General features: G+C 55.2%; 10 protein-coding genes. 3 read left to right on the forward strand and 7 right to left on the reverse strand.

Annotated features, from left to right (window positions below):
* Window positions 1–155: 155 nt before the first annotated feature.
* From NST44_RS29675 to NST44_RS29690, 4 genes are all read right to left on the reverse strand, one after another.
* Complete coding sequence (locus tag NST44_RS29675) at window positions 156–1,145, reverse strand: Gfo/Idh/MocA family protein (RefSeq protein WP_007131612.1); 990 nt, start codon at window positions 1,143–1,145, stop codon at window positions 156–158.
* Window positions 1,145–1,489 (reverse strand): antibiotic biosynthesis monooxygenase family protein, encoded by a 345-nt coding sequence (locus tag NST44_RS29680; RefSeq protein WP_007131611.1) that lies wholly within the window; start codon window positions 1,487–1,489, stop codon window positions 1,145–1,147. Before NST44_RS29680 ends, NST44_RS29675 begins: the two co-directional genes overlap by 1 nt.
* Window positions 1,490–1,838: 349 nt before the next feature.
* Window positions 1,839–7,949 (reverse strand): phosphodiester glycosidase family protein, encoded by a 6,111-nt coding sequence (locus tag NST44_RS29685; RefSeq protein ID WP_340901344.1) that lies wholly within the window; start codon window positions 7,947–7,949, stop codon window positions 1,839–1,841.
* Between the two features lie 440 nt (window positions 7,950–8,389).
* On the reverse strand, window positions 8,390–9,469 hold the full coding sequence (locus NST44_RS29690; protein WP_210095461.1) for a CapA family protein: 1,080 nt from the start codon (window positions 9,467–9,469) through the stop codon (window positions 8,390–8,392).
* A gap of 520 nt (window positions 9,470–9,989) precedes the next feature.
* Between NST44_RS29690 and NST44_RS29695 the strand changes: the two genes are divergently transcribed.
* From NST44_RS29695 to NST44_RS29705, 3 genes are read left to right on the forward strand one after another with little or no spacing between them, the layout of a single operon-like run.
* Window positions 9,990–10,472: an Lrp/AsnC family transcriptional regulator gene (locus NST44_RS29695; RefSeq protein ID WP_007131608.1), complete on the forward strand. Its 483-nt coding sequence runs from the start codon at window positions 9,990–9,992 to the stop codon at window positions 10,470–10,472.
* A 39-nt stretch (window positions 10,473–10,511) separates the two neighbouring features.
* Window positions 10,512–11,111 (forward strand): chromate transporter, encoded by a 600-nt coding sequence (locus NST44_RS29700; protein WP_276825314.1) that lies wholly within the window; start codon window positions 10,512–10,514, stop codon window positions 11,109–11,111.
* On the forward strand, window positions 11,111–11,653 hold the full coding sequence (locus NST44_RS29705) for a chromate transporter (RefSeq protein WP_028404480.1): 543 nt from the start codon (window positions 11,111–11,113) through the stop codon (window positions 11,651–11,653). Before NST44_RS29700 ends, NST44_RS29705 begins: the two co-directional genes overlap by 1 nt.
* A 139-nt stretch (window positions 11,654–11,792) precedes the next feature.
* Here NST44_RS29705 and NST44_RS29710 read toward each other — a convergent pair whose 3' ends face one another.
* The 3 genes from NST44_RS29710 to NST44_RS29720 all read right to left on the reverse strand — a co-directional run bounded on the left by NST44_RS29710 (window position 11,793) and on the right by NST44_RS29720 (window position 13,972).
* The gene (locus NST44_RS29710; protein ID WP_157462163.1) at window positions 11,793–12,257 is read right to left on the reverse strand and encodes a hypothetical protein; all 465 of its coding nucleotides are present in this window, start codon (window positions 12,255–12,257) and stop codon (window positions 11,793–11,795) included.
* Window positions 12,258–12,487: 230 nt separating this feature from the next.
* Window positions 12,488–12,865: a Rieske (2Fe-2S) protein gene (locus NST44_RS29715; protein ID WP_028404478.1), complete on the reverse strand. Its 378-nt coding sequence runs from the start codon at window positions 12,863–12,865 to the stop codon at window positions 12,488–12,490.
* Window positions 12,866–12,916: 51 nt separating this feature from the next.
* The gene (locus NST44_RS29720) at window positions 12,917–13,972 is read right to left on the reverse strand and encodes an amidohydrolase family protein (RefSeq protein WP_034272725.1); all 1,056 of its coding nucleotides are present in this window, start codon (window positions 13,970–13,972) and stop codon (window positions 12,917–12,919) included.
* Window positions 13,973–14,004: the final 32 nt, after the last annotated feature.

The following is a 14,004-nucleotide window of genomic DNA, read 5'->3' on the forward strand; positions in this document are numbered from 1 at the left end:
AAGGCAATAGTCGATGCCGCAGTATCAATCTATCCACTGAGGGTCTCAATGGCTAAAAAAAGCAGCGCGGGCTGCTCCGCACTGCTTGTTCACTGCTATCCGTCGGCCAATTTGATGCCCTTTTCCCTTTAGCTCTATCTATAAGCTGACCTGGCTCAGCCTTCCGAAGGATACTTCAAGCCCCATTGGCCCCGGATTTGATCCAGCAGCTTCATAATCGCGACAGATTCATTCAGGGGGATGACATCGCTCTCAAGCTGCCCTTCGGCCAGGCAACGGCCCACTTCATAAGCCTCGAAAGCATATCCGATCTCCTTGCGGTCATCGTTAAAATGCACGGTGTCCTCGCCGTCGACGTGAAGCGTTGCCGATTTGGCGTTCAAGAAGGAGGGAATATGAATATGTCCGTTCGTTCCGAAAATGTGGGCTTCATTGGTCATGCCGAGGCGGATCGCCCCGTTTAACGAAGCGGTTTTGCCGGAATCATAGGATAAGATCACCGAGAACTGCTCGTCTACGCCCGTCTCCCCGATATGTGCCGTGCTCCATATTTGATCGGGCTCGGCCCCGAAAATCATCGATGCGAAGGATACCGGATAAATGCCTGCGTCCAGGAGCGCGCCCCCGCCAAGCTGAAGATTAAGGAGTCGCCCTTCGGGGTTCCAGCCGCTCCGGAATCCAAAATCGGCTTTCAACAGGCGGACTTCGCCGATCCGTCCTTCCTTCAGCCACTCGCGCACCTTCACGATCGGCGGCAGGAACCGCGTCCACATCGCTTCCATCAGGAACAGCTTGCGTTCGCGGGCCGCGGCGACCAGATCCTCCAGCTCGCGGCTGTTGATGGTGAACGGCTTTTCGCATAATACGGCTTTGCCCGCATCAAGACATAAACGGACGTTCTCGTGATGAAGCGGATGCGGGGTGGCTATGTAGACGACATCGATGTCAGGGTCCCGAACCAGCTCCTCATAGCTTCCGTATGACCGCGGAATGTCATATTTGGAAGCAAACTCGGCGGCACTTCCCGCCGTACGCGACCCGACCGCCAGCGCCTCGCCGTTGCTGACAAGCGCCAGATCGGAGGCAAATTGCTGGGCGATCCAGCCGGTCCCCATGATCCCCCATTTGATTTTCGATTGCTGCATCATAACTCCTCCTCGTGTGTGCTGTGGTCAAAAAAATGATCCCTTTCCACCTTGCATACTCTTAGTGCAAAGCTCTGATACCACTCCTGCTTTCCCCGCTTCTGGGCAACCTGGTGAGCGGCATTTGCCTTCCAGGCGGCGATGGCTTCCGGCGACTCCCAGTAGGACACCGTGATGCCCAAAGACGTATCCCGCGCCGATTCGATGCCTAAATAGCCCGGCTGCCGGGAGGCCAGCTCCACCATTTTGTCGGCCATCGCTCCATAACCGTTGTCCCCCTCGGTACGCTCCGATACGAAGATGCACGCATAATAAGGCGGGCTCGGCGTTTTGGCGTACGGCATGGTCCTCAAGCTCCTTTCATCGGGCCATCAAGGGCCTTCTTTAAGTAAAGTATCTTTGAAGGGCCTCTCTTAGCCTTTGATTTTCATTATAAGGGAGTTTGCCGCATGAAAATATCTAAAATTTTCCGCCGCCTCGATTCCGAACGTCCGGGCGGCCGCGGCAGGCCTTGTTTGCGGGAGCGATTTTCCCGGGTACGATTCATTTCACTGCTGCCTGTGCTTCGTCCTCCGCTGCCCAGGCCGGGATCGCATCTCCGGCACTTATAGGAGGTCCGGGACATACATACGAAAGAACCGCCCTCCCACTCCTGCAGTCCTGCAAGGAGATGGGAGGGCGGTTCATCCGTGATTACTGCAGCTTATTCAACAGATTGAACATGACCTGCGCGCTTTCCGCACGTGTCGCGAGTCCTTCCGGTGCGAATCGGCTTGGCGTATGTCCCTTGATGAAGCCGAGGGCATATGCCGTATTAACGGCCTCCTGTACCCAGTCAGGAGATCCGGCGATATCCGCAAAACCGCTGCGGGTCACGTCCGCTGCATTCGGCTGCTTCACCGCATAAGCGTAGGCACGAACGAGCATGGCCGCCATTTCCTGCCGCTTGATCGGCGCTTCGGGAGCAAAGCGGTCGCCGCTCGTTCCATAGACAATGCCTGCATCGGCTGCAGCAGCAACTGCGTCCGCATACCACTTGCCGGGGGTGACATCGCTATACGGCACCGGCCCCTCAGCCTGGATGCCCAGGATCCGGACCAGCATCGCCGCGAATTCAGCCCGGGTTACCTTCTGGGCCGGGGCGAAGCGTTCCGCGGAAACGCCTTTGATCAGCTGTTTTGCAGCCAAGTCTCCAATCGCTTCCTCGGCCCAGAACGTTGACGGCACATCGGCAAACATCTTCTCGTACTGCAGGAGGCCATATGCGCTGAAGTGCTTGATCGGTGCCGACATGCGGCCGTCCTTCAAGATACCCGGAATATACTCCAGTTCTCCAGAGTCGGAAACATAGTAGATGGAGACTCTGCTTCCACCGGTACCAGGTGGCAGCGGCAGTTCTAAAATGATTGCCTTGTCGAATTCCTTCAAGCTGTCGGCTGTACCGTTCGCGGACACCCATTCCAACCCGAGCTCGTACAAAGCTCCAATCTGTCTCAGCTGTGCCCCTTCTCTACGGGCAGCATCTGCAATCCGCTGGTTGGCTGCGGACTCCTTCAGCTTCTCGCTGCTCAGCTTGATGGAACCCTTGTCCGGTTCATTCCCTTGCTCAAGTCTGCGCAGCTGAGCAAGAACTTCGCCCGGGATCGTGATTGTCATATGATTAGCCACAACCCGGATCGCACCTTCCTTAACCAGCTCAGCCGCGTTGCCCGGCAGGATCAGCTCCTCGAACTCGCCGTTCACCGTCAACACAGCCTGACCATTTGCCAGCTTGTCGGCCAATTCCTCAGCCGTTACAGTAATCCTGTTCGGAGGCGGGGTAACCGGCGGTTTTGGCGGTATCACCGGCGGCTTTACCGGTGGGAACACCGGAGGCTTGCCCGGAGGGTCCACCGGCGGCGAAGGATCGGGATTCGGATTCGGATTTCCGCCGGTTCGGATGACCTTCAAGCCGTACTCCGACTTAAGTCCTCCGTAGGTTGCCGAAATCACCGTGCTTCCTTCAGCCAGCGCCCGGACGGTCCCGCGTTTATCGATGGAGGCTACTTCCGGCTTGCTGCTCTCATACGTCACGCCCTCGATGACAGGGATCCGGCTGCCGTCGGAATATACGGCCTCCGTCACGGTCTGGTCGGTGTCGCCCATCTTCAGTACGGGCTTGCCCTTGAAGCGGATGGATTCGAGGGAGACATCCGATTCCTTACCGACCATAATCCGTACATCGGCGAATACATCCGGCGAGACGGTGCTTGTCGCCCGAACGATGGCCTCGCCAAGCTCGATGGCGGTCACGATGCCGTCCGCCGACACGCTGACGGCTTGCTGCGGCTCGGCGCTGTACACTGACCACGTAACCGAAGCTTCTGCGCCGTCCGGCTTCACTTCCGCTGCCAGCTGACGGCTGTCGCCGACGGCAAGCTTGAGCTGCTTCGGCGATACGACGATGCTTTCCGGCTTCGGCTTCGGCGTTCCGGATTTGGCGAGCGTAAATTCATCGACGAGGCGGCCGCCGATCGTTTTCGTAACGAACCGCAATTCATCTCCCTCCACTTCCACGGAGGCGTACATCTGGGTTTTCTCTTCATCCACAACCTGGTGCCAGCCCCGTTCGGTATGGGCATAAAACTTCGGCCCGGTCGAGCCGGCCACAACGTATGTCGTTCCGCTGCCGTCCGGTGCAATGGCAAGATTCTTCATCGGATAGGAGCGGACATAGATATGGTCATGCCCGTTCAATACAAGATCCACTTCATACTTCTCCAGAACCGGCGCCCATTGATTGCGTACCTCGGCGGAATCATAAATGCTTCCGTAAGGGCCGCGGTGGAAGATCGCGATCGTCCACTCCTTGTTGTTGGCCGCAAGGTCCTGCTCAAGCCACTTCTTCTGCTCTTCCAGCTCATATTCACTATTCAGCATGATGAAATGAATGTTTTTGTAATCGAACGAGAAATTCGTGCCCTTCAGACTGTCCAAGCCATTGCCCGGCTGGTTGAAATGGGCCAGAAAATCGCCGTTCTCCTTCGATCCCATCACTTCATGGTTCCCGATCGCCGATACAAGCGTCGTATTCAGGAAATGCGGCTGCGCCTCCCGGAACCAGTCATTCCACTGCGCTTCCAAAAAGCCTTTATCGACCATATCCCCGGCATGCACCATAAATTCCGCATCGGGATGCTCGCCTGCAGCCTTGTCAATCGTCTGGCCCCAGAGCTCGAATTCCTTCGCGGTGGATGCCTGAGAATCCGCAAAGTACAAGAATTTGGTCGATTCTTCCGTCAAGGACGCTGTTTCAAACGAGCCTTGTTCACTGTAATGGCCCTGGCCGTCCCCAACGCGATATACATATGCCGTTCCGGGCTCCAGGCCGCCGGCTTCGGCCTTATGGACACGAACCGTCCCCAGATCGAGCGTGTGGTACAGCTCGTTTGTCCCGCTGACTGTCTGTACGTTCGGCGCATCAAACCCGGTAAATTCGGATTGCTTCACCAGCTCAACCACCGTATGCTCGATCGCCGGGTGCGTATGCCAGTTGAACATCCGCGAGGATGCCGGATCCGCCCCCATGCCAACGCTGATGTTCGTCGGCGTCTCGGTTCCGGACAGCGGAGAGACTTTAAACGCCACAGCCGGGCTGTACTGATTGTCCTTCACCGCTTGAACCGTATAGGTCTTGATCTGCGATGTTAACGCGTTTGTCCTCAGCTCGCCGGCCGTGTCCGTCGTGCCGATCAGCGCGCCGTCCGCCGTAATCTGCACGTCTTGAACAGCGGCACCTTGGGCGTCGGTTACGTGGAATACCGTCTCATAGCCTTCGACGGCTCCCTCTTCATTCCAGTTCAGCGCCAAATGTGCAGCAATCTTGGAAGTGATCGGGAGGCCGAAGAACGTAAACTCCGTATCCCCCGTATCCGTCAAGGTTAGCGCGCCGGATTTCAGCGAGATCACGCTACTACCTTCCGCATCCTTCTTCACGTCATACCCAATCCGTCCGATCACATCATCATCGCTTAAGGATGCGGTATGGATGTCCTTCCAGGTCACCTTAACCGTTCCTTTCGCTTGATCGATATCCGCCCATACCTGGGACGAATCCAGTTTGTCGCCCCGAATGAGCCGCACATTCTCCAGCTTCATCGGATCAAACTGGAACTCGATATGTCCGCTGCGGATCCGGGACGTGTTGACGCCGCCGATATCCAGCGTATAGCTGTTCCCCAAGTATACGGTGTCCGGCGTATCATACACGATCTTTGCTGCGTCTGCGCCTGTATTGATCGTGAAATGCCACTCCTTGGTCGTCTGATTCCCGGAGAGGTCGCGGACGGTCACCTTCGCTTGATGGATGCCGTCTGCAAGCGGAACGCTTGGCGTATAGTGGATTCTTCCTTCCGGCGGATACAGCGTATGCTGCACAAGCACGCCGTCTACATAGAAGCGAATCCGGTCCGGATCGATTAGCGTCGTTCCCGGATGCTTCGAAGGATCATAGCCCGCATCCTCCGCATATACCGTGATCGTTGGCGTATTCTTCGTGATCTCTTCGCCGGCGGCAGGCGAGAAGCCCTTGAGAACCGGCGGTTCAATATCGTCGTTAGCCGGGCCGTACAATGCCCGGATTTCGTCCACGTAGATCGCTCCGGCATCCTTCTTGTCCGCCTTGGTCTCCATATAACGGACAGGCATGTCCATGACGAGCGGAAGCGTTCTTCCCTTCGGCACGTCAGCCTCAAGGTACTTCCAGCCAACAAAATTCACGCCGTCGCTCTCATCGGTAAAATTCAACGGGATATTTCCCTTAGCGTCCCGAAGCTGAGCCCGGAGCCAATGCCCCTTGCCGTCGCCGTACACCCACATGCTGATCTTCTCGGGATAGCCCGGAATTTCGATATTGTCTGCCGCGCTGTTCGTCTGCAGATATGCACCGGAAGTCCCCGTCATGCCGGTAAAATCATACTCCAGCTTCAACGCGCCGCTGCCGGATCGGACATAGGTATCGTCCGTCTCGACCGATACCCGGGTCGACTTAAACTGCGCGCCCGCGCTTTCCTTATACCGGCCAAGGCCATTCTCGAAATCCTCCAGCATAACCGGCGGGAGCCCGACGTTCACATCGATGGAGGTCTCCACGCTGCCGTATTTAACATAGATCTTGCCGCTCACATTCTGTTTATCGGCAGCCGTAAACGTGCCGGTGCCGTCAATGGTTCCGATATCGCCTTCGACGCGCCACTCAAAGCGGCTGTTGTCGGCCTGAATGACCTGACCGTTACGGAGGGCCGTGACGGTTAATGTATTCGTGGAGCCGGACGGGAAGGTCATCACCTCATCCCGGAAGGATAGCTCCGTTATTTGATCAACGACTTCCAGCTTCGCACTGCCCCTCAGCGATCCCGATTGAACGGCTATTTCCGTCTCTCCCGGCTGGCTGCCCGCTGTGAATCTGCCATTGGCGTCGAAACTCCCGAATGCAGAATCGGCCTGCCATACTGGCGTGCCCGGCATCGCCGCGGGATGAAGGTTCGCGTCAACAGCCGCTGCCGTAAATACCGCCGACGATCCCGTCAGCACCCGTGCAAGGTTCGGCGATACGACAAGCTTCTCCGCTTGTCCTTCCGGCGCCTTGTTCACGAGCAGAATGCCGTTCGCGGTTTTGCGTTCTCCGCCGTCCGAAGGGGAGTTCAGCACCTTGCGTCCGGTCTCTCCCGGCAGGCGGGCGACGAAGGTTGCCGAGCCGCCGCCATCCAGATTGAGCGCGTTAACAACGCCAAGTTCCTGCAGCATCTCGCCGAGCTGGATGTAATTGACGCCTTCGCTGAAGCCCGGCTGGCGGCCGTCCACTTCGAACAGAACGACAGAGCCGTCCGCCTTCGTGCCAACCACCGTTCTCGGGTGAATGGCCGGATCCGCATGCTGCTGCACGATGCCATCCTTGACCAGCATCACCGTGCCGCCGATGGCCATCGTCACGTCCTTCCAGGCGTCCTCCAGCTCGAACCGGGCGGTCACTTCATCGCCGGGCTGAAGATTCGCGAGTTTGGCCCGCTGTTGGCCCGAAGCCGACAGAACGGCCTGATTCGGTCCGATTGGCGAATTCCCCCGGTCCTTGTGAACGGATGCGACCTTCATGACCAGGGTTTCACCGCTTGCAGCCCGCCCGCTGACGATATCCAGAACAACCTCATCGCCCAGGCTGTTCGTCATCGTCGTCTTGTTGAATTTTTCGGTATACAGCACAAGTGCGTCCGTCCCTCTCAGACGGTTGATGGACGTTATGCCAGTATCGGTCCCGCCAATCCGGACCGTCTTCGTTAATTTGGGGCTCCCGTACAAGGTTGTCCCGTCCTGCCGGATGCCGAAAGCATTCCTGCCGTTCGGCGGGTCGGTCAGAAGCTCTCCGTCTCCCATGAACAACCCCAGCGGGATGCCCGTCGACATATCGTAGAAATCCCCGTTGACGGCGGCAATCACCCGGTTGCCTTCCTTGTCGGCATCGGCTGCCATTTTGCTCACGCCCTGCATGCCGTATACCTTGCCGTCGGTTAGTCCGGGCTGGAGCTCAAGCTGTCCTTGCGCCGGATCGAATTCCACCATATGAACCTTCTGCTCCCCGCTCCCCTTATGCATGTTCATCCAAGTATATGTAGCGCCCGGTCCAATCTCCATTTGCCGCATATCAATAAGGCCGGATGGGGCAGCTGCTGCCGCCGGCTCCGACGCTTGAAGCGCACCGGCGGGAAACAGCAGGGAAAGGAACATCACACCGCTCAGCAGTGAAGATATTCTTTTCTTCCTTCGAAACATATCATCAATTCCTCCTTCGTTCTTGTAGGGGTGCTTCCTCATGCTTGAAGGCCGCCCGAATAACGGGCTTGCATACGGAAGTATAACGGCGACTTGTTAAGCCCACCTCCTTTCTCTGTAAATCCGAAGTTAACTCTCTTAAAAACTTGAAAGAGGCGTTTGCGCCAAGCTAGCGGAATCCTCTTTCTCTAATCATATTGAAATTTAATTTCAAAATACAATATATTTTATAAAATAAAATTTTATTATTTGTGCAGGAATTTCTGCCCTCATGCCGTAATCGCGTAAATTGTAGAATCATGGAAAGGAGTTACGTCGGGGCGGGTTGCCGTCATTCGACGCCTTTCGCTCCCCTCTGCCTCTACACGATCCGATCAGACACAAAAAAACAACCGCTGCCACGAAAGGCTGCGGTTGTTCTTAAAGTTGCGCAAGGCTCGTTACTTCTTCGTTACATTGCCGTTGGCATCGATCTTCGCATTATAGGAAAGCTTGTTCAGCTTCGCGATGATCTCCTTGTTGTACTTCTTGTCCATCAGGTTCGGCTGGCCCTGGAGAATCTTCACCGGGGTGATCCGGCTCGTAATCTTGGAGCCCTGAATTTCAAAATGGACCATCATGGACAGGAGCGTCTTGTCTCCGCCGCGCGTGGAGCGGTTGAAGACAAAATTGCCGAGCGAATAGTAAATCGGCTTGTTCTTGTAATACTCAATTCCCATGAGCGTGTGGCTGTGCGAACCGACGATGATGTCCGCTCCCGCGTCAATCATTTTCTTCGCCATGCTCCGGGCGTAATCATCAGGGTAATCGGCGAATTCCTGGTTCCAATGAATATAAACGATCGTAAAGTCATTCGCCTTCGCCGACTTTTTGATCTGGCTGAGCATCGGCTCCATCGTATAAGCGGATGCGGCCCCCGGATGGTTCTTGCCGGCGATCCAGGAGTTGTCCGACAGCACGCGGCTGACGCCTAACACGGCGATCTTCTTCCCTTTGACCGTCTGTACATACGGCTTGAACGCTTCGTCGATGTTGCGGCCTGCGCCGGTATACCCGATCTTCTGGCGTTTCAGATGGGTGATGGTGTCCAGCATCGCCTGCTGGCCATAGTCCAGAATGTGGTTATTGGCCAGCGTTACGCCGTCGATCCCTGCGTATACGAGGCCTTTCAGCGTATCCGGCTTGGAGCGGAAAGCAAAGGTTTTGTTCGCGGCCTTGCCGCGGACGGACACCGGCGTTTCAAGGTTGGCGAAGGCCATGTCCGCTTTTTTCAAAATAGGAGCCACCTTCTTGAACGGATACAGATTCCCGTAACGTTCGATCTGGTTCCCCACATATCCGTCCAGCAAAATATCCCCGACAAAAACGAGATCGATCGGCTCGTTCTTGGAAGCATTCGTCTTGGTTGCTGCACTCGTCTTGCTCGTGGCCGTCCCGGTCCCGCCAGCCGACGCGGCGGATACGATGGAAAAAGGGAGCAGCATTGCGCATACCAGAATGAGGGCGATTAATTTCTTCATCTAAGCTGCCGCCTTTCTATGAAATCCTATGAAGCCATTTCTTCACCGGAGTATTCTATCATAAATTGATAGAAAAGGGTAATTCTATTAATTCATCCAATTAATAGAACGATCTCCCTCCAATGAATGCCATTCTGTATAAGTTGAACAAATGAATGTATATTAGGGCAAGTACGTAAAATGTTCCTACAATCGCTGTTGGTTTCAGATTTCATGATTTAATAGAACTTATTACGGTAGAAATCTGAAACCAAAGGCGACCGTTCCACTTCTTCGGAATCATTTTACTCCCTCGCCTGCATCGTTTTCTTAATTGCAACTTATATCTTTAATATTTCATAGATTTAGACTGAATTCGCGGGCAAAAAGTTTCAATTCGGAAGAGAAATATTGAAAGTGAAATCAATTGCTTATATATTTAAACATATCGTAATCAAAATGATACATTCGATTTCGTTTTGTTGTCATTTAAGCTGTTATGCATTACATATTCATAAAAAAAAAGAAGGAGCTGATCGCAATGGATGTTCATTCCGAAGGGGCCTACGCCTCGCTCCCGATCGACGAAACGGACCGCAAAATCATCTCCATCCTCGGCAAGCACGGCCGAATCTCATACACGGATCTGGGCAAGGAGGTCGGGCTGTCCCGCGTAGCGGTGCAGGCAAGGGTCACCGCCCTGATGGACAGCGGCGTGATCGAGCGGTTTGCGGCGGTAATCAATCCGGAGAAGGTCGGAATCGCGGTATCCGCCTTTTTTAACGTGGAGGTTGAGCCGAAGCATCTGCAGCAGGTGGCGGACGCTTTGGAGAACGAGCCACACGTCACAAGCCTGTACCATATGACAGGGCCGAGCAAGCTGCATATGCACGGGCTGTTTACGGACCATAAACAGATGGAAATGTTTTTAAATGAGAAGCTGTATCCGCTGCCGGGCATTACGAGCGTAGATACGCAGATCCTCATCAAGCGTTATAAAAGCCGGATGGGCATCAGACTCTGATGCCGTGTGTTTATCTTTACGAAAGAAAGGACTTATATCGTGAGCTCTAACAACCGCAGCAATCCCTACATCGAATTGACCATCGGCATGTTCCGAACCGGAATCCTTGGTTATGGCGGCGGACCTTCGGTCATCCCCCTCATCCGCCACGAGGCGGTCGTCCGGTATCACTGGATGAACGATGACGAGTTCGGCGAAGTGCTGGCCCTTGCCAATGCGCTCCCCGGTCCCATCGCCACGAAGATGGCAGCCTATCTCGGCTACCGGGAAAAGGGCGTGCTCGGCGCCATCATTGCCGTGATCGCCCACATTTTCCCAACCTGTATTGCCATGGTTGCGCTGCTTTCGGCCGTGACATTTCTCAGCAGCTCCAAAATCGTTGCCGGGATGATTGCCGGCGTAACGCCGGTCATTGCCGTCATGCTGGGCACGATGGCTTACGAATTCGGGGAGAAGGCCGTCAAGGGACTTGGCATTTATGTCGGCATTGGCCTGTTTGTGATCTCGTTTCTGCTGCTGGAGACGGTCCAGCTTCACCCCGCCATCGTGATCGTCCTGTTCCTGGCTTACGGTACCGTACATTTCAAAGTCGTGGCTAAGCTTAAGAAGCAGCGCGGGGATAAGGAGGGATCGGCCTGATGGAAGACTGGCTTCAGCTATTGATCAGCTTCTTCATCTCCAACGTGCTCGGATACGGCGGCGGCCCCGCTTCCATCCCGCTGATGTATAAGGAAATCGTCACGCATCACGGTTGGCTGAGCGATCCGGATTTCTCGAATATGCTGGCGCTCGGCAACGCGCTGCCGGGGCCGATCGCCACCAAAATCGCCGCTTTCGTCGGCTATGGCGTCTCCGGCTGGGTAGGCATGGTGATCGCCCTCGCAGCTACCGTCATCCCGTCCGCCGCCGCTTTAATCTGGCTGCTGAACCTGCTTCAGAAGTACCGCACGTCCCCGGTCGTCAAAGGCATGACGCTTCTCGTCCAGCCGGTCATCGCGATCATGATGCTGACCTTGACCTGGCAGATGGGCAAAAGCTCGGTCATCTCCATCGGGCTTCTGCAATCCCTGGGCATCGCGGCCGCCGCCTTCTGGGCGATGAATATCCGCAAGATTCACCCGGCGATCGTCATCGTAGCCGCGTTCGCTTACGGCGGACTGGTGCTGTCGCAGGTGGTGTGAGCGAGCAGCTAGAAAGGCATCCCATCTTTGGGGATGCCTTTTTTCTTTTTCAAAATCCACTATTGGGTTGAGTAACATTGAGTTCCGCGCTACACGCAGCAAGAAGTGATTCACCGAGCGAGGTCTCTCTGTACACTCCTTAAGAGCCGCTCGGCAATGCTAAATCAAAGTTAAATAAAATATCCTGAGCTTCTATATTGGATTTCGCCAAGATATGGACCCTCAGTTGTAACGGCTCGGGTTGGCCCTGCACGCCTCGGGCTTTAGCCGTTAAGTAATAATGATTCTCCCCCAATTTATGCTGCTCTCCGCTTTCTGTATCTGCGAGCAGCTGCCCATTGCTGTAGAATCTATAGCCCAGATCGTTTTCCTCTGGTCCGCCGCCTTGGAGTTCGAACCCAATCGTAACTTCATCATCACGGTAGGCAGCGTTTCGTAACACAATGGTCATGCCGTCAATCGTTTTCGTTTGAACGTCAATATTGGGCTCCGGCATCGTCCAATTCTTTTCTGGATTGAAATAATCATAAGCAAAAAGGATGCCCAGGCCGATCAAAATAATAGCTACGGCAGCAATTCCAATTCCTCGCTTGTTTTTGTTCACGTTGCTCATTCCTTTATGCAATCTTGTAAGGCGGGGCTTGTCCCCTCCCTACATGATACATGATTTCATAACTTTATACTAAAAAGGGACGACTCCCGATCATTCCGGAGTCATCCCGAAGCGCTGCTTTATCTTGTCTTTATAACTTTCGTTCTCTCATTCTATTTTTTCCTGCTTTACTTCTACTTCTGTTCTACTTCTTCTACTATTGTTCTACTTCTCTTCTACTTCTACTGCTGTCCTACTTCTTCTACCTCCCGCATGACGATCCCGATCTTCCCTTCATGCACCTCCACCTTATACTTCTTCACCCTGATCCGTTCGCTGAACAGCGACTCGCCGGTCCGCAGGTCGAACTCCCACCCGTGCCAGGGGCACCGAACGACCTCTCCCTCCCGGCCGTACTCGTAGCTGTACACTTCCGAAGGAAGCGTCGTTCCGGAGACAGGGCCGGCGCAGATCGGGGCTCCCTGATGCGGGCAGTAGTTCAGGATGGCATGATATTCGCCGTTCACGCGGTAGATGCCGATCTCGCGGCCGTCAATTTCGACGACGGCGCGGCCGCCCTCCGGGATCGCATCTTCCGTCAGTACGTAGTGCACTGTCATAAGCACCCTCCTTTACTCGCAAAGGATAGAGCAGCCAGCGTCCTCTCCCGATTAATCCAGCCGGTACAGCTGCTTCGCGTTTTCGTAGAAAATCTTCCGTCTCGCCTCCGGCTTCAGCCCCCGCAAAATGTGATGGGGCGAATCGAAGTCCCAATGCGGGTAGTCGCTGGAGTAGAGCAGGATGTTCTCGGCATCGATCATATTGAACAGATCGATCAGATGCTGCGGATGGTCCGGCTCCTCGATCGGCTGGGTCGACAGGTAGCAGTGCTCCCGGATATACTGACTCGGCATCTTCTTCAGCCAAGGTACGGTGGAGCGGAGCGCCTTGTAGTTTTTGTCCAGGCGCCACATCAATGCCGGAAGCCAGGCCACTCCGCCCTCCACGAGCACGACCTTCAGCTTCGGAAATTTCACGAAGATGCCCTCGCATACCATGCTCACCAGATGTGCCATGAACATCTGGGAGAGGCAGGTATGCCATTCAATGTACCGGGCCGGATAGCCGGCCGCGGTTGGAGCCGTTGAGCTGCCGCCGCCCTCGGCTCCCGGATGGATCGCCACCGGGAGCCCGTTCCGCTCGGCTGCTTCATAGATCGGATGATAGTGGCGCTGTCCGAGCGGGGAACGCGCCGCGCTGGAGATCATCACCTCGACGATGTCCGGATGCCCGCCGACCCGGTCAATCTCGCGGGCGGCAAGCAGCGGATCCTGGGTCGCCACGACCATCGCACCCTTAAACGCTTTATGTTTGCCGAGCCATTCGTTGATCAGATAATCGTTATAGGCCGAGCAAATGGCTGCCGCGTAGTCCGGATCATGCGTGGATGAAATGTTATAGACGACGCCGGTCAGCACGGCATACTCCACATCGTAGCCTTCGATAAGCTGCTTGATCATGAAATCCGGATCAGACCCGGCTTTCCCTCCGCCAGGGGGAATCGAATCCTTCTTCATCACGCCGATCGGCGAATAGTACCCGGAGCCTGCATAGCCGATGCCGGAAGCCGCTACCCGGGAGCGCCATGGCTCCTCGAGATAAGGGAGCAGGGCGCGGTCATCCTGCTCGTTATGAACATCGACGTCAATGATCTTATAGGTCTCCACTTTCGTCTCCACGTTCGGATTCCTCCTCTCCT

Source organism: Paenibacillus sp. FSL W8-0919, assembly GCF_038003785.1.
Lineage (GTDB): Bacteria > Bacillota > Bacilli > Paenibacillales > Paenibacillaceae > Paenibacillus_AQ > Paenibacillus_AQ lactis.

Bases quoted from the DNA above. Each gene is read 5' to 3' on its own strand.
- NST44_RS29690 (WP_210095461.1), bottom strand. From the start codon at position 9,469: ATGAAGAAATTAATCGCCCTCATTCTGGTATGCGCAATGCTGCTCCCT.
- NST44_RS29695 (WP_007131608.1), top strand. From the start codon at position 9,990: ATGGATGTTCATTCCGAAGGGGCCTACGCCTCGCTCCCGATCGACGAA.
- NST44_RS29705 (WP_028404480.1), top strand. From the start codon at position 11,111: ATGGAAGACTGGCTTCAGCTATTGATCAGCTTCTTCATCTCCAACGTG.
- NST44_RS29685 (WP_340901344.1), bottom strand. From the start codon at position 7,949: ATGTTTCGAAGGAAGAAAAGAATATCTTCACTGCTGAGCGGTGTGATG.
- NST44_RS29675 (WP_007131612.1), bottom strand. From the start codon at position 1,145: ATGCAGCAATCGAAAATCAAATGGGGGATCATGGGGACCGGCTGGATC.
- NST44_RS29715 (WP_028404478.1), bottom strand. From the start codon at position 12,865: ATGACAGTGCACTACGTACTGACGGAAGATGCGATCCCGGAGGGCGGC.
- NST44_RS29680 (WP_007131611.1), bottom strand. From the start codon at position 1,489: ATGCCGTACGCCAAAACGCCGAGCCCGCCTTATTATGCGTGCATCTTC.